The following is a 21719-nucleotide window of genomic DNA, read 5'->3' on the forward strand; positions in this document are numbered from 1 at the left end:
CCCGGGGATGTGCTGCCGGGCGTATTCGCCCGGCAATCCTGTCTCGCGCCGGCACTATCAAAAATAAAGCCGACTATTCACGATGAGCACGACCACCGCCCCGCCCGCGCGCCGCGCCCCGGATAGCTTCGCGATCCTGTTGATGATCGGCCTATGCGCAATCTGGGGGCTACAGCAAGTCGCGATCAAGACCACCAATGCGGCTGTGCCGCCGGTCTTTCAAGCGGGGCTGCGCTCGACGATCGCGGCACTGCTCGTGTGGGCATGGGCGCGCTCGCGCGGCACGCCGCTCTTTCGTGACGACGGCACGCTCGGTGCGGGTCTGCTTGCAGGGGTGCTGTTCGCGGCCGAGTTCGTTTGCATCTTTTTCGGCCTGACGCTGACGAGTGCGTCGCGCATGGCGGTCTTTCTGTACACGGCGCCGTGTTTCACGGCACTCGGCCTGCACTGGTTCGTCGATGGCGAACGCATGCGGCGCATCCAGTGGCTAGGTATCGGCGTCGCGTTCGTGGGGATAGCGCTCGCGTTCGCCGATGGCTTCCTGCACCCGAACGCCGGCGCGGCTGCAAGCGCAGCCCACGGCTCGACGCTCGCGGGTGCGGCCGGCGATGCGCTCGGCGTGCTGGCCGGCATCGCGTGGGCCGCGACCACGGTGGTCGTGCGCGGCTCGCGGCTCGCGCAGACGAGCGCAAGCAAGACGCTGTTCTATCAGTTGACGGTGTCGGCGGCGGTGCTGCTCGCGCTGGCGCTCACGCTCGGTGAAGTGCGCGTGGAAAGCGTGACGCCGCTCGCGTTCGCGAGTCTCGCGTATCAGGCCGTGATCGTCGCGTTCGTCAGCTATCTGTTGTGGTTCTGGCTGTTGACGCGTTACATCGCATCGCGGCTGTCGGTGTTTTCGTTTTTGACGCCGATGTTCGGCGTGACCTTCGGCGTGCTGCTGCTCGGCGAGTCGTTCAGCGCGCGCTTTGTGATCGCCGCGCTGCTGGTGCTGACCGGCATCGCGCTCGTCAACGCGCCGGCGAAGCGGTAAGGGACTGGACGGCGTCCGCCGCGGTCAAGCGTCGAGCGTCCAGGTTATTCCGGCGCCGCGGCCGAGCGCGCCGCCACCGCCTGCGCCACGCTCACGTATTCGGCAACCGGCACGTCCTCCGCGCGGCGTTGCAGATCGAAGCCGAGCGCGTCGAAATCGACGGTATCGCGCAGCGCGGCAAGCGTGTTGCGCAGCATCTTGCGACGCTGCGAGAACGCCGCCGTCACCACCTCGCCCAGCACGTTTTCATCGACTACCGGCATTTCGTGCCGCTCGTACGGGATCATCCGCACGATCGCCGAATCGACCTTCGGCGGCGGCTGGAACGACTCGGGCGGCACGTCGAGCTGCTTGTCGATCACGTAGCGGTATTGCAGCATCACCGACAGGCGACTGAACGCCTTCGTACCCGGCTCCGCGACCATCCGCTCGACCACCTCGTTCTGCAGCATGAAGTGCTGATCGATCACGCGGTCCGCGAAGGTTGCCAGATGAAACAGCAGCGGGCTCGAAATGTTGTACGGCAGATTACCGACGATGCGCAGCGACGCCTTGTCGCCCGGTGCCGCGAGCGAGCCGAAGTCGAACTCGAGCGCGTCGCCCGAGTGCAGTTCGAGCAGGTCGCCGAACTTCGTCTTCAGACGGCCGATCAGGTCGCGGTCGAGTTCGACCGCGTGCAGCGGCGACTCGGGCGTCGCGAGCCGCTCGATCAGCGGTTCGGTCAGCGCGCCGAGGCCCGGACCGATCTCGACCATGCGCTCGCCGCGCTGCGGCCGGATCACGTCGACGATCGAATCGATCACGCCCATGTCGACCAGAAAGTTCTGACCGAAACGCTTGCGCGCGAGATGGCCCTGGTGCCGGCCTTGCTGTCTGCTGGTGGACATCGGAGAAACGCTAGAAAGAAAACTGCTTGAGAATGAAAGACGTCACGATGGAAATACGACGCCACGCGGCGCGTCACGGGCACCGCAACCGCTCAGGTCACCTGTGCGTCAGCCCGCGCGACGATGCTGCGCCATCGAAACAGCCGTCTCGATCGCGGCCATCAGGCTGCCCGCGTCGGCGCGGCCGGTGCCGGCCAGATCGAGCGCGGTGCCGTGATCGACCGAGGTGCGGATGATCGGCAGCCCGAGCGTCACGTTGATCCCTTCGCCGAACGTCGCGAATTTCAGCACCGGCAGGCCCTGATCGTGGAACATCGCTAGCACGCAGTCGGCTTCGTCGAGATAACGCGGCTGGAACAGCGTGTCGGCCGGATACGGACCGCGCGCGTCGATGCCCTCGCCGTTCACCTGCTGCAACGCCGGCGTGATCACGTCGATTTCCTCGCGGCCCAGGTAGCCGTTTTCGCCCGCGTGCGGATTGAGCCCCGTCACGAGAATGCGCGGCGCGGGCAAACCAAAGTGATGACGCAGGTCGTGATCGATGATGCGCAGCGTCGCGACGAGGCTTTCGATCGTCAAGGCCGCCGACACGTCCTTCAACGGCAGATGCGTGGTCGCGAGCGCGACGCGCAGCGGCCGCTTGCCGGTGCCCGCGAGCATCATCACGACGCGCGGCGTATGGGTGCGCTCGGCCAGATATTCGGTGTGGCCGGTGAACGGCACACCGGCGTCGTTGATCGTGCTTTTTTGCAGCGGCGCGGTGACGATCGCGTCGAACCTGCCCGCCACCGCACCGTCGATCGCCGCATCTAGCAGATAGAGCACGTAGCGGCCGTTCGCGGCGTCGAGCTTGCCTGCCCGCGCGGGCGCGCCGAGCGGGTGAGGTTCGAGCCGCACGCGCGGGCCCTGCGCGAGCAGCGCGGCCCAATCGACACCGACCGCGCGCGCCCGCTCAGCGAGCAATTGCGCATCGCCGAGCACGGTGAACTGCGCGTGAGGCCAGTGCGCCGCCGCACCCGCCAGCGCCTGCGCGGTCAGCTCGGGACCGACGCCGGCGGGCTCGCCGGTCGTGATCGCGATCTGCAGCGGGCGGTGGGTGAGCTGAGCGGCGCTCGTCATGGCATGGGCTCCGTTACTGCACGTTCGCGGTGGTCGGCTTCACTTCGACGTACGCGGTATCGCGCAACTCGCGCAGCCAGTCGGCGTACGCCTGTTCCGCCTTGCGCTGGCCGATGGCCTGACGCGCGAGATCCATCTGCTGCGCAATCGAGCCTTCCGCATCGCGGCGGCCGAGCACCTGAATCAGGTGGTAGCCGTATTCGCTGCGCACCGGCTCGCTGATCTGGCCGTCCTGCAGCGCGTTCATCGCGCGCTCGAACTCGGGCACCGTCTCGCCCGGGCTGATCCAGCCGAGGTCGCCGCCTTGCGACGACGAGCCGTCCTGCGAGTAGGTGTGCGCGAACTTCGCGAAGTCGCCGCCCGCGGCGATCTGATTGCGGATGTCGATCAGCTTCTGGCGTGCCTGCGGTTCGGACTGGCCGTCGCCGACGCGCAGCAGAATGTGGCGCACGTGCGTCTGCACGAGCTTCGGCGCATCCGCGCTGCTGCCTTGGCCGGCACGGCGCTCAACCAGACGCACGATTTCGAAGCCGTCGTTGGTGCGGATCAGATCCGGATTGATCTCACCCGGACGCAGTGTCGAGGCGGCCTTTACGAACTCGGGCGGCAGCTTCGACGGTGCGAGGAAGCCGAGATCGCCGCTGTTCTGCGACGCGTCGGGCGCTTGTGAATTGGCCTTCGCGAGCTTGCCGAAATCCGCCCCGCCCTTCGCTTCGGCGAGCAGCCCCTGGGCCTTCTTCTGCGCCGCCTCGATGTCGGTCTCCGGCGCGTTCAGCGGCGCACTCACGAAAATGTGCTGCATGTGCAGGTCGCTCGTCTGGCCGGCGCCCGGGCCGCGCTGGCTGGCGATGTAGTTCGCGACCTCGGCATCCGTCACCGTGATCTTGCTGTCCACTTCCTTCTCGCGCAGACGCGACAGCGTCAGCTCGGTGCGCGCGTCGTTCGAGAAGGTGGCCCAGGGCACGCCTTGCGCCTCGATGCGCGCGCGGTACATTGCGAGCGGCATGTTGTTCGCCTGCGCGAGACGCTCGAGCGTGCGCTGCACGGCTGCGTCGTCGATGTTGATGCCGTCTTCCTTGGCCTTTTGCAGTTGGATGCGCTCGAGCACCATCTGCGTGAGCACCTGCTGGCGCAACTGATCCGTCGGCGGCACCGGAGCGTTCTGCTGGTTCAGCCGGTGCGCGATCAGACCGACCCGCTCGTCGAGCTCGCGCTGCGTGATGACACCGTTGTTGACCACCGCGGCGATGGTGTCGACCGTCTGGCCGCTATTGCCGCCCAATGCCTGCGCCTGTACCGACGCGACTGGAACGAAGGACGCCGCGGCGACGAGACCCGCCGCGAGTATTGCCAAGCGAAGCTGTTTCATGATTGCCACAGATACTCCAATGATGTCGGGCGCTTCGCCCGTCTTTTCGCAAGCCGTGAATGACCGGGCGACCGTCATTCGTAGTTGGTGAACCGCGACTCCGGCGGCGGCGGCGGCGGCAACGGCGTGTAGCCGGCCACACTGGTGCGGAACGCGGTCATCAGCCCATTGTCGACGCTCGACAAGCCTTTGAACGTCAACTGCGCCAGAAACCGCGTGCTCGACTGATTCTGTCCCGACGAGTTCAGGCCGTTCGCGTAGCGCTGGATGCCGGCGCCGAGCGTCCAGCAATCCGCGTCGTATTGCAGGCCGACGAGGCCGTCGACGATACGGTGGCCATCGAGGTCGTAGTTGAACCGGCCGACACCGTACATCCGATGCGACAGCGGCCATTGGCCCGAAATCAGCACCTGGTTGATCGGCTGGTTGTCGAGCGTGGTGTTGGCGCGGGTGTAGCGGTACGCCACGTTGAGGACCTTGCCGGTCTCCGGACTGAACCCGAAGCCGACGCTCGTCTTCGTGAGCTGGTTGTTGTCCGCATTATATTGGAACGCCGTTTCCGAAGCGAAACCGGCGCCCAGCTTGATCGACGCACCCGCGATCAGGTCCGAGTGCGTGGCCTGCGTGCTCGTCTGGGAGGGCTGCAGCGTGACACGCTGATCCCGGAAATAGTACTGCTGCGCGATCACGAAGCGCGCGCGTTCGTCGCCGGTGGCCGGGTTGATGAAGCGCGTGGTGAGACCCGCGGTCAGGCGGTTCGCGTCGGCGATCCGGTCGTTACCGACGAACGTGTTCGGCGTGAAGATTTCCGCGAGACCGAAGTCGGACTCGGCGGTGTCGAAGAGCGGCGCGTTGTTCTGGTTCCGGTACGGCGTGTACACGTAGTACAGCCTCGGCTCCAGCGTCTGGATGAAATCCTGGCCGAACAGGCGCACCGAGCGCTCGAACGTCAACCCCGTGTCGAACGTGAAGGTCGGGATCGACTCGGTGAAATTCTTCTGCGCGTTCGGCACGCCGCTAAGGTCGGTGCCGATGTTGTTCAGGTTGTACGACGCGAAGTGCCACTGCACTTTCGGCGTGACGAAGTAGCCCGGCCCCACCACCGAATAGGACACGTACGGGTTGAACAGCACCCGCTGGCCTTCGGTCAGGTCCGCGGTGGTGATGCGGAAGTTCGTGTAGTCGGCTTCGGCGCCGAAGTCGAAGCCGCCGATGTTGTACTTCGCGTACTTCACGTTCAACTGCGGCTCGCGGCCGTACGGGGCGGTCGACCCCTCCAGCGTCTGCCAGTGCTGCTCGCGCGCGAGCACGGACCACGGCCCGTTGTTGTAGGTCACCCCGGCTTCCTGCTGATACAGGAGCTGGAGGCCGTTCATGAACTGGTTGACCGACGACGACAGGTCTTGCGGATAGGTGTTATCCGAGACCTTGTTGTAGTAGATGTAGCCGCCGAAGCCGTTACCGAAATTCTGGTTGTGCTGGATGTACAGCGCGTAGCGGTTGGTCTTCGTCAGGCGATCGTCGGGCAGGAATTCACCGGTGATCGAACCGGAATACGTCGGCGACAGATAGCGGAACGTGCTCTGCAATTGCACACCGCGCTTCGAGATCAGACGCGGCGTCACGGTCAGATCGCGGTTCGGCGCGATGTTGAAGTAATACGGCACCGACAGCTCGAAGCCGTTCGTCGAGCTCAGCGAGAACGTCGGCGGCAACAGACCGCTGCGACGGTCGCCCGACAGCGGGAACGACAGCCACGGCGACGCGAACACCGGCACGCCCTGGAAGAACAGCACGCTGTTGTAGGCGACGCCTTCGTCCGCGCCGGTGTCGAAATCGAACTCGCTACCCTTGATGTACCAGGCCGGATTGTCCGTGCACTGGCACGCCGTGTAAGTCGCCTTCGTGAACACCGAGCGCTCGGCGTCGAGCAGGTCGACGCGCTGCGCGCTGCCCGAGCCGCCCGTCAACGTGAAGTGATACTTCGGCGCGGTCATGAAGCCTTCGGTCGAATCGACGCGCAGATGCGCTTCGGGCCCGATGAAGGTATTGCCGGTATTGATCACGTGGACATTGCCGTACGCATCGGCCATGTCCGTGTCCTGGTCGTAGTGCAGGCCGTCGGCCTTGATCACGGACGTGTTGTGGCGCACTTCGGCCGAGCCCTTGGCGGCGAGGTCCTGGTCGATCGTGCCGCTCGCGTGGTCGCCGAGCACGAAGGTGGCCGGCCGCTGACCCGTTTGCAACGGATGCTCTTCGAGCTGCGGAGCGAGCTGCATGCCCCACGGCGGGTAGACCGCTTGCGGTTGCGCAGCTTCCCCCACCAGCTGGGCGTGCGCAAGCGCGGGCATCAGGCCCGGAGCGGCGATCAACGCCGCGACGAGCCGCCTTTTGCGCGGCACTACTGCACAGGAAGGAGTGGTATCGGAAAGCTGTCTGGGCGGCATGTATCGTTTGGCGAGTCGACCCGTGTGCAAGCTTCCGTCATCACGATCCACCGCCTGCACACCGCGACCGTGAGAGTCGGCTGCACGTCTGGATTCCCAATTGCCGAGTGATAAGGCGGGCGGTAAAACGGAGCACGCGAAAGCTGGCGTGTAAGTCGCGTCAAAAAAGTCGTGGGGTATTATATGGCAAGACGTTGTCCCCAAGAATTTGCCGCCGCTTTTCATGACGCTGCCTTCCACTCAAGACTTCACCGACACCCGCCTCTCCCTGCTCAAGGCCTGGCTGCAAGGCCACGCAGCGCGTCATGCGCTGGAGCTCGACACGATCGTTCCGGCCTCGTCCGACGCCAGTTTCCGCCGTTATTTCCGGCTCGCCGGTAAGGCGCCGCAAGGCAACGGCGCGGCTACGCTAATCGCCGTCGACGCGCCGCCGCCCGAAAAATGCCGCGAATTCGCGCAGATCGCGCAATTGCTCGACGCCGCCGGCGTGCACGTGCCGCGCGTGCTCGAGGTCGACTTCGACGCGGGCTTCATGCTCGTCACCGATCTCGGTACCGCGTCCTACCTCGGCGCGCTGACCGACGCGCAGGCCGCGGGGAACACCCGCGCGGCCCGCACGCTGATGCGCGACGCGCTCGACGCGCTGATCCGCTGGCAGCTCGGCTCGCGCGAAGACGTGCTGCCGCCGTTCGACGAAGCGTTCCTGCATCGCGAAATGGAGCTGATGCCCGAGTGGTTCATCGGCCGGCACCTTTGCCGTGAAGTCGATGCCGCAACGCGCGCGCAGCTCGATCGCACGTTCGCGCTCTTGATCGCGAGCGCGCGCGCGCAGCCGCAAGGCTTCATGCTGCGCGATTTCATGCCGCGCAATCTGATGATCGCCGAGCCGAACCCCGGCGTGCTCGACTTCCAGGACGCCGTGTACGGGCCGATCACGTACGACGTCGTGTCGCTGCTGCGCGATGCGTTCCTCAGCTGGGACGAGGAGTTCGAGCTCGACTGCTTCGTGTACTACTGGGAGCGCGCGAAAAAAGCCGGCCTCCCGGTCGATGCCGATTTCGGCGAGTTCTACCGCCAGCTCGAATGGATGGGGCTGCAACGGCACATCAAGGTGCTGGGCCTGTTCTGCCGCATCAACTACCGCGACGGCAAGGCGCATTACATGAAAGACCTGCCGCGCTTCATCGGCTATGCGCGCAAGGTGGCCGAGCGTTATGCGCCGCTGCGCGGGTTCGCGAAACTGCTCGACGACCTCGAAGGCCGCGCGCAGGAAATCGGCTATACCTTCTGACCGATGACGATGTCCGTGAAGAAAGCGATGATTTTTGCCGCGGGCCGCGGCGAGCGCATGCGTCCGCTGACCGACGCGTGCCCGAAGCCTTTGCTCGAAGCGGGCGGCAAGCCGCTGATCGTGTGGCAGATCGAACGGCTCGCGCGGGCCGGCATCCGTAGCATAGTGATCAATCATGCGTGGCTCGGCGCGCAGCTCGAAGCCGCGCTCGGCGACGGTTCGCGCTGGCAGGTCGAACTGCGCTACTCGCCCGAGCAAGAGGCGCTGGAGACCGCTGGCGGCATCGCGCAGGCGCTGCCGCTACTGACCGACGACGGCGCGGATCACGTATTCGTCGCGGTGGCCGGCGACGTGTACACCGATTACGACTACGCCGCGCTGCATGCGCACGCCGGCGCGCTGCAGGCGTTGCCCGAGCCCGGCATGCATCTGGTGATGGTACCGAATCCGCCGTTTCACCCGAACGGCGACTTTGGCCTCGTCGACGGCGTGCTGTCGCTCGACACGCAGCCGCGCCTCACGTTCGGCAGTTTCGGGCTGTACGACACGCGCATGTTCCGCGATCTGCCGCGCGGCACACGGCGCGCGCTGAGCCCGTATTACCGCGCGACGATCGCGCGTGGGCTCGCGAGCGGCGAGCTGTACGAAGGCGTGTGGGAGAACGTCGGCACGCAGGCGCAGCTGGAAGCGCTCGATCGGCTGCTGCGCGCGCGCTGAGCTTTACTTCGCCGTGCTCTCGCCGGCCCCGACCGCTTCCGCCCTTTCCACCGCGTCGGTGGTCTGCGCGGCGCGCTGCTGCAGCGCCCACATCTGCGCGAACAGGCCGTTCGCGCGCAATAGCTCGGCGTGCGTGCCTCGCTCGACGATGCGCCCCTTGTCCATCACGATGATCTGCTGCGCGTGCACGACCGTCGAAAGCCGGTGCGCGATGATCAGCGTCGTGCGTTCGCGCGCGATCAGGTCGAGCTCATGCTGGATCGCGCGCTCGGAGCGCGAATCGAGCGCGGACGTCGCTTCGTCGAACAGCAGGATCGGCGGATTCTTCAGGATGGTCCGCGCGATCGCCACGCGCTGCTTTTCGCCGCCGGACAGCTTGAGCCCGCGCTCGCCGACCGGCGTGTCATAGCCCTTCGGCAGACTCTCGATGAACTCGTGGATATGCGCGGCGCGCGCCGCCGCGATCACTTCGTCGCGCGTCGCCGACGGCCGCCCGTACGCGATGTTGTAGTAGATCGAGTCGTTGAACAGCACCGTGTCCTGCGGCACGATGCCGATCGACGCGCGCAGCGAATCCTGCGTGACATCGCGAATATCCTGCCCGTCGATCCGGATCGCGCCGCCCGTCGCGCGGTCGAGATCGTAGAAGCGGAACAGGAGCCGCGCGAGCGTCGACTTGCCCGAGCCGCTGTGGCCGACCACCGCGGTCGTCGTGCCGGCCGCGATCGTGAAGCTCACGTCGTGCAGAATCGGTCGCGAAGACTCGTACGCGAAGCTCACGTTGTCGAAACGCACCTGCGCACCGCTCACCCGCAAGGCCACCGCATTCGGCGCATCGGGCACTTCCTGCGGCGCGCCGAGCAGCGTGAACATGCGGTCCATGTCGGTCAGGCTCTGCTTCAGCTCGCGATAGACCACGCCGAGAAAATTCAGCGGGATATACAGCTGCAGCATGAACGTGTTGATCAGCACCAGGTCGCCGAGCGTCAGGCGCCCGGCCATCACGCCTTGGGTCGCGCGCCACAGGATGAACACGAGCCCCGTGCCGATGATCGCCTGCTGCCCGAAGTTCAGCGCCGACAGCGAACGCTGCGACTTGATCGCCGCCGCGCGATAGCGCTTCAGGTTTTCGTCGTAGCGGCTCGCCTCCCACTCCTCGTTGCCGAAGTACTTGACGGTCTCGTAGTTGAGCAGCGAGTCGATCGCGCGCGAATTCGCCTTCGAATCGAGCTCGTTCATCGTGCGGCGAAAGTGCGTGCGCCACTCGGTGACCTTCACCGTGAACGCGATGTACGCCGCGAGCGCGATGAACGTGACGATCGCGTAATAGGCCTCGTATTTGACGACGAAAAAGCCGAGCACGAGCCCGACTTCGACGAGCGTCGGCAGGATGCTGTACAGCGAATAGGAAATCAGCTGCGTGATGCCGCGCGTGCCGCGTTCGATATCGCGCGACATGCCGCCCGTCTGCCGCTCCAGATGAAAGCGCAGCGACAGCCCGTGCAGATGACGAAACACTTTCAGCGCAAGCTGGCGCACCGCGCTTTCCGTCACTTTCGAAAACAGTATTTCGCGCAGCTCGGTGAAGAACGACGTGGACAGCCGCACCACTGCATACGCGACCACCAGCAAGCCGACGCCGCCGAGCAGCACGATGCCGGGCGCGTCCTGCGCGCGGCCGAGCGCGGTCAGATGGCGGATCGACGCGAGACTGTCGACGATGTGCTTCATCACGATCGGCACGCCGAGGTTCGCGACCTTCGCGCCGATCAGGCAGCCGAGCGCGATGCCGACTCGCCATTTGTAGGTTGCAAGGTATGGCAGCAGCGACAGGATCGTTTGCCAGTCGTTGCGGGGTCCAGTGGAAATCGGCGAGGGTTCTGACGAAGGAGCGCGGCGCATAAATCGTGGGGAGAGTGTGGAACTGCCGGAGTTCGCAGCGGCGCGGCTCGCGCGCCTGGCTGGGCGCTTTCCCGTACAATTCCTGATCCCCCGTATTGTCGCAGAAGCCAGCTGGCGGCGCTTTCCGCGGCCTGTGGCCGGGCTGGCCCCAGCCGTTCGGTCCATGCGCGTCAATACACTCGAACACGTTTCCCAAGGATGTCCCGATGACCGATCTTCTTCAACTTCCTTCCAAGCCTTGCGCGCTGCGCGTGATGCCGCAGCCGTCGGACGCGAACATTCACGGCGACGTGTTCGGCGGCTGGATCATGGCGCAGGTCGACATCGCCGGCTCGATTCCGGCAAGCCGTCGCGCGAATGGACGGGTCGCGACCATCGCGGTCAATTCGTTCCTGTTCAAGCAGCCGGTGTTCGTCGGCGACCTGCTGAGCTTTTACGCGGATATCGTGAAGACCGGCAATACGTCGGTGACGGTGTCGGTCGAGGTCTACGCGCAGCGGATGAGACTGTCGCAGGAAGTCGTCAAGGTCACGGAAGCGATCCTCACCTACGTCGCCACCGACAGCGACCGCCGTCCGCGCGCGCTGCCCGCGCTGGACTGAGCCAGCAAGGATGCTTAAGCTAGCGGTTCCATGCGTCCCGCGCCGCGCCACCCGCTAGCCGTTTCAGCCGATCAGCGCACGAGGCCGGGCGCCCGATAGTCGCTCTTCTAATGGATACGTGATGAAACTGATCGGAATGCTCGACTCGCCGTACGTGCGGCGCGTCGCCATCTGCATGAAGCTGCTCGCGCTCGACTTCGAACACGAGTCGATTTCGGTATTCCGCACCTACGACCAGTTCGCGAAGATCAACCCGGTCGTCAAGGCGCCGACGCTCGTCGCCGACAACGGCGCGGTCGTGATGGATTCGACGGTGATCCTGCAGTATCTGGCGACGCTCGCCGGCCCCACCCCGCTGTTCCCGACGCAAGCCGACGCGGCGTTGCGCGCCGCGCGTCTGACGGGTCTCGCGCTCGCCGCGTGCGAAAAGAGCGTGCAGATCGTCTACGAGCGCAATCTGCGACCGCAGGAGAAGCAGCATGAAGCGTGGGTCGAGCGCGTGCGAGCGCAACTGCTCGCCGCCTATGCCGAACTCGAACGCGAGTTGGGCGAAGGGCCGCTGCCCGACACGCAGCAGCAGTTCAGCGCGGCGGACGTGGCCGTCGCCGTCGCGTGGCAGTTCACGCACATGATGCTGCCGGAGGCGGTCAGCAAGGCCGATCATCCGCGGCTCGAGAAATTTTCCGCGTTCGCGGAAAGCCTGCCGGTATTCAAGGACACGCCAGCGGAGTGACCGGCGTTTGACGCGACACGCGGTGACCCGCGGCGACCCTGGGCGCCGCGCGTCACGCTCCCTTCACGCCGGCTCCAGCTCCCGCACCAACCCGCCGTGCAGCAGTTCGGAGATCCCTTCCGTCGATAGCGGCTTCGCGAAATAGAAGCCCTGCATCTCGTCGCACGCGCGTTCCCTCAGGAAGTCGAGTTGCGCGGACGTTTCCACGCCCTCGGCGATCACCTGCAGCTTCAGCGAATGCGCGAGCGCGATGATCGCCGACGTGATCGTCTCGTCGTCGCCCGACACGCCGATATCCGATACGAACGAGCGGTCGATCTTCAGGCGGTCCACCGGAAAGCGCTTCAGATAGCTGAGGCTCGAATAGCCGGTGCCGAAGTCGTCGATCGCGAGACCGATGCCGAGCGCGTGCAGCTCGTTGAGCATCAACACCGCTTCTTCCGCATTGCGCATGATCGTGCTTTCGGTCAGCTCGAGTTCGAGATACTTCGGTTCGAGCCCGGTCTCGGCGAGCACCTGCGTCACGAGCTTCGCGATGTCGCGCTGCTGGAACACCCGCGCCGACAGATTTACCGACACGCGCGCCGGCGGCAAGCCCTGATCCTGCCACGCCTTGTTCTGGCGGCACGCCTCGCGCAGCACCCACTCCGACAGCGGCCCGATCAGCCCGCTTTCCTCGGCAAGCGGAATGAACGACGACGGCGGCACGAGGCCGGCCTCCGGATCGCGCCAGCGCACCAGCGCCTCGATGCCGACGATCTGGCCGCTGACGATATCGACCTGCGGCTGATAGTGCAGCAGGAACTCGTTGTCGCGCAGCGCGCGGCGCAGGCGTCGTTCGAGATTCAGGCGCGCGCCCGCGCTCGCGTTCATCTCCGGCTGATAGAACTGGAACGTGTTGCGGCCCATGTCCTTCGCGCGGTACATCGCGACGTCGGCCTTCTTCATCAGCGTTTCGGCGTCCTCGCCATCCTGCGGGAACAGGCTCGCGCCCATGCTGCAGCCGACGTACAGCTCGGTGCCGTCGAGCCACACCGGCTCGGCGATCGACGCGCGCACGCGCTCCATCCACGTGATCAGCGATTGCTCGTCGACGGTGTCGGTCATCACGATCACGAACTCGTCGCCGCCGTGGCGCGCAACCGTGTCGCTGGTGCGCGAGCAGCGCGCGAGCCGTTCGGCGACCACGCTGAGCAGCCGGTCACCGACGCTGTGGCCGAGGCTGTCGTTGACGTTCTTGAAGCCGTCGAGATCGAGGAACACGACCGCCACGCCCGTGTGGTGCCGCTGCGCGACGACGAGCGCGTGTTCGAGCCGGTCGCGCAGCAGGTTGCGGTTCGGCAGCCGCGTGAGGCCGTCGTAGTTGGCCTGGTATTCGAGCTGCTCCTGGTAGCGGATCAGCTCGGTCACGTCGTTGATGACGCCGATATGATGGGTGATCACGCCTTCCGCGTTCGGCACCGGCGCGATGAACAGCTGATTCCAGAACAGCGCGCCGTCCTTGCGATAGTTGCGCACCACGGCGCTGACCTCCCGATTCGCCGCGAGCGCCTCGCGAATCAATGCGACGCCCTCCTGGTCACGGTCGTCGCGTTGCAGCACGCGACAGTCGTGACCGATCACCTCATCGAGATCGTAGCCGGTGATACGCATGAACGCCGGATTCACGTATTCGATCAGATTGCCCGACGGCGACGGCGCGGTGATCAGGATCGCGTTGACACTCGCGTCGAGCGCACGGCTTTGCAGACGCAGCGCGAGATCGGCGCGCTTTTGCTCGGTGATGTCGGTGTACGAGCCGAGCACGCCGATCACCCGGCCGTCGCCGTCGGTAAACGGCAGCTTGCTCGTGACCCTCGTGCGATGCACGCCGTCGATCACGAAGTCGACCTCGAAGTTCATCTTCGGCACGCCGGTGCTCGCGACTTCGCGATCGTGCTCGTTCAGCAGGTCGGCGAACGCGCGCCACGGCAAATCGGTGTCGCTCTTGCCGATCACCTGCTCGGGATACGCGAGCCCCGCGTCGCGCGCGAACGCCATGTTGCAGCCCAGATAGCGCGAGTTCAGATCCTTCCAGAAAATCCGCTGCGGAATATTGTCGATCACCGCTTCGAGCATCTGATTCGAGCGCAGCGCTTCGGCTTCGGCGTTGATCTGATCGGTCACGTCGTCCGCCAGCACGAACGACGCGTCGCGGCCCATGAAGCTGAGCGCGTGATACGACACGTTGACGCTGATGATCGAGCCGTCGTTGCGCCGATGCCGCCAGATGCCGGCCATCGTGTGGCTCTGGCGCAAGTCCGCGCTGCGCGCTAGATGCTTCTCGAGGCGCGCAACTTCGGAATTCGGGTGAATCGCGCGGATCGTCATGCCGAGAAACTCGCGTTCCGTGTAGCCGTATTGCTCGATCGCGGCTGCGTTGACGGCGAGAAAGCGCAGCGTATCGCGATCGAAGATGTACATCGGCACCCTGTGGTCGTCGAACAGGCTGCGAAAACGCTCGTCGTTGCGCGCCAGCGCGCGGGCGCTGCGCAGCTTTTCACGCGCGCTGTTCTCGCGCACGCCGAACGTGAGCATCAGCAGCACGCTGCCGCAGAGCATCGTCACGAGCAGGACGAACATCGCGCGCTGGCTGTCGCTCGCCGATGCCGCGAGCGCGGTCTGCAACGAGCGGTTTTCGTCGCTGCGCAACGCGGCGAGCGCGGCTTCGACACGCTCTAGCGAGGGGGCAAGCTGCGGGTCGGACGGCGCGGGGTCGACGGATGCGTCGAATCGCGCGTCGTCGTGGGCCGAGATCGGTGCTTCGGTCGATGCCGCGCCCGACGTCGCGCTGGCCGCGCCGGGTAAGTCGCTCGCGTGGTTGCGCAGCGTGTCCTCGAGATCGTGCTGCAGCGCGTGCCGCGCCGCGCTCAGGCTGGCGAGCGCCGCCGACATGGACGGTTCGCTCGCGAGTTCGTCGCGCAGTGCGTCCTCGCGGCTCGCGAGTGTGTTCGTCATCGAAGCGGCCGCGTCCGGCGGGACCGGATCGCCCGATTCCTTCAGGCGGTGCACCGCGGCGAGCGCTTTGCCGAGCGCGGCGTGATAGGCATCGAGGTTCTGGCGCACGCTGGTCGAGCGCGCGAGGCGCGCATCGGCATCTCGCTGCCCGCGAATCTGCGTGTACGCGACGAACGCGTTTGCACCGACCGCGACGACCACGACCGCAATATTGATCAGCAGTCGCTTCGACAAAAAAGGATTCATGGGTTCCGAACGTCAATCGTTCCGAGGACGGGAGAGCGCGCTCGCTACCGGTGCGTCGGGCCGCATCGATGCAAATCTTTTACGCGCCAACCTTTGGATATCGGCAGCGATCGGAAGCGGGTTGAGGGTCGGCGTGAAAAAAATCTGAGGATTGGGGGAGTTGCGGAGCCGGCCGCGCCTAGCCGGCCGCGCCTAGCCGGCCGCGCCAAATTCCTTCATCGCCGGGACGAAATCGTGGTTCGCCTCGGGCTTGCGCGACAGCTTCGCGAGCACGTAACGTTTGAATGGATCGAGCTCCGCCCAGCGCGCGACGCTCGGCGCGGCGAGTCCGGCGAGCCCCGCCTGATGCGCGACGCCGTCGGGCACGCTGTCGGTTTGTCGCCAGGCCGGCGACTCCTCCGGCGTGAACCACTCCGGTTCGATGTTCGCGTGCGTGCGCAGCATCTCGAACAGCGCGTGATCGAAATTGGGTTCGATCTGCGTGTCTTCTTCGACCGGGAAACGCGCGAGCAGCTTGCGGTCTTCGAGCGGCAGTTGCTGCCACTGCGCGAGCGTGATGCGCAGGCCGAACCGGTCGAGATTGAAGCGCACCGACATCGGGATATAAGTGAAATTCTCCGAAGACGCGACTTCGAAGTCGAACAGAAGCGGTGCTTCGTTGAGTCCCATGTCAGTGCTCCTTGTCGGTGGCGGACAGCGTACGGGCGTCGCTTGAGGTATTTTAGAACCTTATTCGCGCGACGGCGGCCCGCGCGGCGGCGGCCGCTAAGCATACGGCGAGCCGGGCGGGCACTTGAATGCGCGGCATGCCACAGGAGTGAAGCAGCTTGAACGGACAGGAAAACGGACGTGCAACCGAGGCGGCAAACGGCCAGCCCCACGACCTCGACAGCGACGAACAACCCGGCGCGGTGCAACTCGAGGTGCGCCGCCATCGGGGCACGGCGATCGAAACCGCGACCGATCACGTCGGCCAGGAGTGGCCGGTCGCGCTGGTGTTCAACGGCATCTCGCACGCGGTGATGATGTGCACACCGCGCGATCTCGAAGCGTTCGCGGTCGGCTTCGCGATTTCCGAGGGGATCGTCGAGCGCGGCAGCGATATTCAGGACATCGAGGTCGAACTGCACGGGCACGGCGAACTGCCGCATGCCGAGGTGCAATTGCAGGTCGTGCAGCAGGCGTTCGCCGGTCTGAAGGAAAAGCGCCGCGCGCTCGCCGGGCGCACCGGCTGCGGCGTATGCGGCATCGAAAGCATTGATCTGCTCGATTTGAAACCGCAGCGTGTAGCAAATACCGGCTTTCTGCAGCGGCTCGCGCCCGATGCGATCGCGCGCGCCGCGCGCGCGCTGCCCGAGCACCAGGCGCTCACGCGTTTGACGGGCGGCCTGCACGCGGCCGCGTGGTGTGATGCGCAAGGCGCGATCCGCTATGCGTTCGAGGATGTCGGCCGCCACAACGCGCTCGACAAGCTGATCGGCCAGCTCGTGCTCGAGCGCGCCGATACGCGCGACGGTTTCGTGTTTCTGTCGAGCCGCGCGAGCTACGAACTGGTGCGCAAGGCCGCGCGCGTCGACGTGCCGATGGTCGCGACGATCTCGGCGCCCTCGTCGCTCGCGATTGCGATTGCGCGCGAGGCGGGTGTGCGGCTCGTGAGCTTCTGCCGCGAAGGCAGCTACGTCGATTACGACACCTGGCAGCCGCGGGTTTGAGCGATTGAAGCGGCGCAGCGCCGACTCACGGCAAACCCGCCCCGAAGCACGGCTGCGCCGTACGTCCCTCAGTCGAACTGCCGGAAATCCGGCTTGCGCTTCTCGAAGAACGCCTTGAAAGCCTCGCGCGCCTCGGGCGCGAGCAGCATCTTGCCGAAGTGCACGAACTCCTCGGTCATCTGCGTCTGCACTTCCTGTTGGCTCGCGCGTTTCATCAGGCTCTTCGTCACGCGCAGCGACGACGCCGGCAGCGCCGCCAGCTTCGCAGCCTGCGACGCCGCGAACGCGTCGACTTCGCCCGCCGACAGCACGCGATTCACCAAGCCCATCCGGAGCGCTTCCGCCGCGTCGAACGCCTCGCCGAGCAGCAGTTTTTCCGCCGCCGCCTGATAGCCGGCTACGCGCGGCAGCAGCAAGCTCGACGCAGCCTCCGGGCACAGCCCGAGTTGCGTGAACGGCAGCGAAAAGCTCGCGGTGTCGGCCGCGTAGACCAGATCGCAATGCAGCAGCAGCGTCGTGCCGACGCCCACCGCCGGCCCCGCAACCGCCGCCACGAGCGGCTTCTCCGCCGCGCTGATCGCGCGCAGGAACTGGATCACCGGGGGGTTGCCGCCGACCTGCGGCGTCTTCATGAAGTCTTCCAGGTCGTTGCCTGCGCTGAAAATGCCCGCGCTGCCGCGAATCAGGATCGCGCGCACCGACGCGTCGCCCTGCGCTTCCACGAGCGTGTCGGCCATCGTCTGATACATCGCGGCCGTGATCGCGTTTTTCCTGCCGGGCCGGTTGAAGCTGATGGTCAGCACCGCATCGGCGCGCTCGACCAGAATATCCGTCGTCATCCCGCTCATCTCCTTGTGCTCCTGCTGAATGTAAAAACGGTTCGCAAGCCGGGCGGCCTGCGAACCGTTGCGCGGTCCTCACTGGATCACCGAAGGATCCCCGGTGAGATCAGCGGCTCACAGACGCTCGATGATCCCCGCCGCGCCCATGCCGGTACCGACGCACATCGTCACCATGCCGTACTTGTAGTTGCGGCGGCGCAGACCGTGCACCACGGTCGCCGCACGAATCGCGCCCGTCGCGCCGAGCGGATGGCCCAGTGCGATCGCGCCGCCGAGCGGGTTGATCTTCGATGCATCGAGGCCGAGGTCCTGGATCACCGCGAGCGACTGCGCGGCGAACGCCTCGTTCAGCTCGATCCAGTCGAGGTCGTCCTGCTTCAGGCCGGCAGCCTTCAGCGCGGCCGGAATCGCTTCCTTCGGGCCGATGCCCATGATTTCCGGCGGCACGCCGCGCACCGCGAAGCTGACGAAACGCGCGAGCGGCGTCAGGTTGAACTGCTTGAGGATCTTTTCCGACACGACGATCAACGCGCCCGCGCCGTCCGAGGTCTGCGAGCTGTTGCCCGCCGTGACCGAGCCCTTGTTCGCGAACACCGCGCGCAGCTTCGCCAGGCCTTCCATCGACGTGTCCGCGCGCGGGCCTTCGTCGAGCTTCACCTCGCGCCTTTTCACGTTGATCTCGCCGGTCGCGAGATCGGGCACGCGGTCGGTGATCGTGTACGCGGCGATTTCGTCGTTGAATTCACCGGACCGTTGCGCCTCGATCGCGCGGCGGTGCGATTCGACCGAGAACGCGTCCTGCGCTTCGCGGCTGATCTTCCAGCGCTCGGCGACTTTCTCCGCGGTCAGACCCATGCCGTATGCGATGCCAACGTCTTCGTTGCGATCGAAGATATGCGGCGACAGCGACGGCTTGTTGCCCATCATCGGCACCATGCTCATCGATTCGCAGCCGCCCGCGATCATTCCGTCCGCCTCGCCGACGCGGATGCGGTCCGCGGCCATCGCGAGCGCGGTCAAACCCGACGCGCAGAAGCGGTTCACCGTGACACCGCCGACCGTGTTCGGCAGACCCGCGAGCAGCGCGCCGATCCGCGCGACGTTCAGGCCCTGCTCCGCTTCCGGAATCGCGCAGCCGACGATCGCGTCTTCGATCACGCCGGTGTCGAGGCCGGGCACCTGAGCGACGGCCGACTTGATCGCGTGTACCAGCAGTTCATCCGGGCGCGTGTTCCTGAACATGCCGCGCGGCGCCTTGCCGATCGGCGTGCGGCTCGCGGCGACGATATATGCGTCTTGCAATTGCTTTGCCATTTGTGAATCTCCTTTGTCGGCAAACCGCTTAGTTGCGCACCGGCTTGCCGGTCTGCAGCATGCCCATGATCCGTTCCTGCGTCTTCTGCGTGCCGAGCAGCTCGACGAACGCACGACGCTCGAGTTGCAGCAGCCATTCTTCGTCGACGAGGCTGCCCGCTTCGACGTCGCCGCCGCACACCGCTTCCGCGATGCGGCTCGCGATCAGGAAATCGTGATCGCTGATGAAGCGGCCGTCGCGCATGTTGACGAGCGACGCCTTGATCGTCGAGATCGCCGAGCGGCCCGCGACCGGCACTTGCGTCGCGCGCAGCGGCGCACGATAGCCCGCAGCAGCAAGCGCGCGCGCTTCCTTCTTCGCGACGTCGAGCAGTTCGAACACGTTGAAGACGATCGTGTCGGACGGCTTCAGGTAGCCCATTGCGCGAGCATCGAGCGCGGAGGACGAGACCTTGGCCATCGCCGCGTTCTCGAACGACTTCTGCAGGAACTTCAGCAGATCGTTGGTTGCTCCGACCTGGCTTGCCGCTTCGGCCGCACGCAGCGCCGCTTCCTTCAGACCGCCGCCCGCCGGCACCAGACCTACGCCGACTTCGACGAGACCCAGATAGCTCTCGATGTGCGCGACGCGCTTCGCGCTATGCAGCGCGAGCTCGCAGCCGCCGCCGAGCGCGATGCCCGAGATCGCCGCAACCACCGGCACGTTCGCGTACTTCACGCGCAGCATGCCCTGCTGGAAACTCTTCACGAACGGCTCGATGCCCTTCGCGCCGCCCATCATGAACGCGGGCATCGCTTCTTCGAGGTTCGCGCCCGCCGAGAACGGACCGCCCGGCGTGCCGAGCTTCAGCGACGTGGGCTGCCACACGACGAGGCCCTTGTAGTCTTTCTCGGCCAGTTCGATCGCCTGCGTCAGACCCTCGATCACCGCCGGTCCGATCGTGTTCATCTTGCTCTTGAACGACACGATCAGCACGTCGTCCTCGCCCGCGCGATCGTCGACCCATGCGCGCACCGCATCGGTCTCGAACAGCGTCTTTCCGTAGGTCTTCGGATCGGCGCCGGTTTCGCCGACGAGCGGCGCGCGGAACACCTGCTTGTTGTACACGTCGAGCGACGAGCGCGGCACGAAGCTCTGCGTAGCCGGCGACCAGGAACCTTCGGCCGTGTGCACGCCGCCCTTGTCGGCGACCGCGCCTTCGAGCACCCACGACGGCAGCGGCACATCGGCGAGCGCCTTGCCCGCCGCGATGTCTTGCTGCACCCACTCGGCGACCTGCTTCCAGCCGGCCGTCTGCCAGCCTTCGAACGGGCCTTCGTTCCAGCCGAAGCCCCAGCGGATCGCGAGATCGACGTCGCGCGCGTTGTCGGCGATCGACTCCAGATGCACGGCGATGTAGTGATAGACATCGCGGAAGATCGACCACAGGAACTGCGCCTGCGGATGCTGCGTTTCGCGCAACAGCTTCAGGCGTTCGGCAGCCGGACGCTTCAGGATGCGGCCGACGATTTCGTCCGCCTTGCCGCCGCCGTCGACGTAGTTGCCGGTCTTCGGATCGAGCACCTTGATCGCCTTGCCTTCCTTGCGGTAGAAGCCGGCACCGCTCTTCTGGCCGAGCGCGCCTTTCTTCACCAGTTCAGCTAGCACGGCCGGCGTTTCGTAGACCGGCAAGAACGGATCGTCCGGCAGTGTGTCCTGCATCGTCTTGATCACATGCGCCATCGTGTCGAGACCGACCACGTCGGCGGTGCGGAACGTCGCCGACTTCGCGCGGCCGAGGCGCGCGCCGGTCAGGTCGTCCACCTCGTCGAAACGCAGGCCGAACTTCTCGGCTTCGGCGATAACCGCGAGGATCGAGAAAACGCCGACGCGATTCGCGATGAAGTTCGGCGTGTCCTTCGCGCGCACGACGCCCTTGCCGACCACGCTGGTCAGGAAGGTTTCGAGCTGATCGAGAATTTCCGGACGCGTCGTCGCGGTCGGGATCAGTTCGACCAGATGCATGTAGCGCGGCGGATTGAAGAAGTGCACCCCGCAGAAGCGCGCCTTCAGTTCGTCCGAGAAACCTTCGGACAATGCGGTGATCGACAGCCCCGAGGTATTGGTCGCGAAGATCGCGTTCGGACCGATGTGCGGCGCGACCTTCTTGTACAGGTCGTGCTTCCAGTCCATGCGTTCGGCGATCGCTTCGATCACGAGGTCGCACTCGGCGAGCTTTTCGATGTCGTCGTCGTAGTTCGCGGGCTGGATGTATTGCGCGTCGTCCTTCACGCCGAACGGCGCCGGCGACAGCTTCTTCAGATTCTCGATCGCCTTCAGCGCGATGCCGTTTTTCGGGCCTTCCTTGGCGGGCAGATCGAACAGCAGCACGGGCACCCTGGCGTTGATCAGGTGCGCGGCGATCTGCGCGCCCATCACGCCGGCGCCGAGCACGGCTACCTTGCGAATGATCAGATTGCTCACGTCGTTTCTCCGGAGAGTTGTGCGGTGGCGCGAAGCGTCAGCCATGC

The 21719-nt window shown here is 65.7% G+C and carries 16 protein-coding genes; 6 read left to right on the forward strand and 10 right to left on the reverse strand.

Annotated elements, in window-relative coordinates:
* Window positions 1–82 precede the first annotated feature (82 nt).
* Window positions 83–1030 carry a DMT family transporter gene (locus AB3X86_RS01870; protein ID WP_368594718.1) on the forward strand — a complete coding sequence of 316 codons (948 nt, stop codon included), beginning with the start codon at window positions 83–85 and terminating at the stop codon, window positions 1028–1030.
* Between the two features lie 44 nt (window positions 1031–1074).
* On the opposite strand, the gene rsmA is transcribed toward AB3X86_RS01870, so the two are convergent.
* The 4 genes from rsmA to AB3X86_RS01890 all read right to left on the reverse strand — a co-directional run bounded on the left by rsmA (window position 1075) and on the right by AB3X86_RS01890 (window position 6852).
* Window positions 1075–1917 (reverse strand): 16S rRNA (adenine(1518)-N(6)/adenine(1519)-N(6))-dimethyltransferase RsmA, encoded by an 843-nt coding sequence (gene rsmA / locus AB3X86_RS01875; RefSeq protein ID WP_176367922.1) that lies wholly within the window; start codon window positions 1915–1917, stop codon window positions 1075–1077.
* Window positions 1918–2025: 108 nt separating this feature from the next.
* A complete protein-coding gene (gene pdxA / locus AB3X86_RS01880; protein ID WP_368594719.1) occupies window positions 2026–3036 on the reverse strand; it encodes a 4-hydroxythreonine-4-phosphate dehydrogenase PdxA in 1011 nt (336 codons plus the stop codon).
* A gap of 13 nt (window positions 3037–3049) precedes the next feature.
* A complete protein-coding gene (locus tag AB3X86_RS01885) occupies window positions 3050–4414 on the reverse strand; it encodes a peptidylprolyl isomerase (protein ID WP_368594720.1) in 1365 nt (454 codons plus the stop codon).
* 65 nt (window positions 4415–4479) lie between these two features.
* A complete protein-coding gene (locus AB3X86_RS01890; RefSeq protein WP_368594721.1) occupies window positions 4480–6852 on the reverse strand; it encodes an LPS-assembly protein LptD in 2373 nt (790 codons plus the stop codon).
* A 223-nt stretch (window positions 6853–7075) separates the two neighbouring features.
* On the opposite strand from AB3X86_RS01890, the gene AB3X86_RS01895 reads away from it, so the two are divergent.
* A complete protein-coding gene (locus AB3X86_RS01895; RefSeq protein ID WP_368594722.1) occupies window positions 7076–8143 on the forward strand; it encodes an aminoglycoside phosphotransferase family protein in 1068 nt (355 codons plus the stop codon).
* A gap of 3 nt (window positions 8144–8146) precedes the next feature.
* Window positions 8147–8860, forward strand: a complete 714-nt coding sequence (gene murU / locus AB3X86_RS01900; RefSeq protein WP_176378993.1) for an N-acetylmuramate alpha-1-phosphate uridylyltransferase MurU — start codon at window positions 8147–8149, stop codon at window positions 8858–8860.
* 3 nt (window positions 8861–8863) lie between these two features.
* Here murU and AB3X86_RS01905 read toward each other — a convergent pair whose 3' ends face one another.
* Complete coding sequence (locus AB3X86_RS01905) at window positions 8864–10762, reverse strand: ABC transporter ATP-binding protein/permease (RefSeq protein ID WP_368594723.1); 1899 nt, start codon at window positions 10760–10762, stop codon at window positions 8864–8866.
* Between the two features lie 206 nt (window positions 10763–10968).
* Here AB3X86_RS01905 and AB3X86_RS01910 point away from each other — a divergent pair, with 206 nt between their 5' ends.
* The gene (locus AB3X86_RS01910; protein ID WP_176122442.1) at window positions 10969–11364 is read left to right on the forward strand and encodes an acyl-CoA thioesterase; all 396 of its coding nucleotides are present in this window, start codon (window positions 10969–10971) and stop codon (window positions 11362–11364) included.
* 121 nt (window positions 11365–11485) lie between these two features.
* Entirely contained in the window at window positions 11486–12097 is a 612-nt protein-coding gene (locus tag AB3X86_RS01915; RefSeq protein ID WP_176367928.1) for a glutathione S-transferase family protein, read from the forward strand.
* Window positions 12098–12160: 63 nt separating this feature from the next.
* Here AB3X86_RS01915 and AB3X86_RS01920 read toward each other — a convergent pair whose 3' ends face one another.
* Together AB3X86_RS01920 and AB3X86_RS01925 are read right to left on the reverse strand one after the other, a co-directional pair.
* A complete protein-coding gene (locus AB3X86_RS01920) occupies window positions 12161–15340 on the reverse strand; it encodes an EAL domain-containing protein (RefSeq protein WP_368594724.1) in 3180 nt (1059 codons plus the stop codon).
* A gap of 192 nt (window positions 15341–15532) precedes the next feature.
* Complete coding sequence (locus tag AB3X86_RS01925) at window positions 15533–16009, reverse strand: nitrate reductase associated protein (protein ID WP_013088389.1); 477 nt, start codon at window positions 16007–16009, stop codon at window positions 15533–15535.
* A gap of 158 nt (window positions 16010–16167) precedes the next feature.
* Here AB3X86_RS01925 and fdhD point away from each other — a divergent pair, with 158 nt between their 5' ends.
* Entirely contained in the window at window positions 16168–17052 is an 885-nt protein-coding gene (gene fdhD, locus AB3X86_RS01930; protein ID WP_176378989.1) for a formate dehydrogenase accessory sulfurtransferase FdhD, read from the forward strand.
* 68 nt (window positions 17053–17120) lie between these two features.
* On the opposite strand, the gene AB3X86_RS01935 is transcribed toward fdhD, so the two are convergent.
* The 3 genes from AB3X86_RS01935 to AB3X86_RS01945 all read right to left on the reverse strand — a co-directional run bounded on the left by AB3X86_RS01935 (window position 17121) and on the right by AB3X86_RS01945 (window position 21672).
* Complete coding sequence (locus tag AB3X86_RS01935; RefSeq protein ID WP_368594725.1) at window positions 17121–17891, reverse strand: enoyl-CoA hydratase; 771 nt, start codon at window positions 17889–17891, stop codon at window positions 17121–17123.
* A gap of 117 nt (window positions 17892–18008) precedes the next feature.
* Window positions 18009–19208 carry an acetyl-CoA C-acyltransferase gene (locus AB3X86_RS01940; protein WP_368594726.1) on the reverse strand — a complete coding sequence of 400 codons (1200 nt, stop codon included), beginning with the start codon at window positions 19206–19208 and terminating at the stop codon, window positions 18009–18011.
* Window positions 19209–19236: 28 nt separating this feature from the next.
* The gene (locus AB3X86_RS01945) at window positions 19237–21672 is read right to left on the reverse strand and encodes a 3-hydroxyacyl-CoA dehydrogenase/enoyl-CoA hydratase family protein (RefSeq protein ID WP_368594727.1); all 2436 of its coding nucleotides are present in this window, start codon (window positions 21670–21672) and stop codon (window positions 19237–19239) included.
* Between the last annotated feature and the right edge of the window lie 47 nt (window positions 21673–21719).

Source organism: Paraburkholderia sp. BR14374, from assembly GCF_040948685.1.
Classification (GTDB): Bacteria; Pseudomonadota; Gammaproteobacteria; order Burkholderiales; family Burkholderiaceae; genus Paraburkholderia; species Paraburkholderia youngii.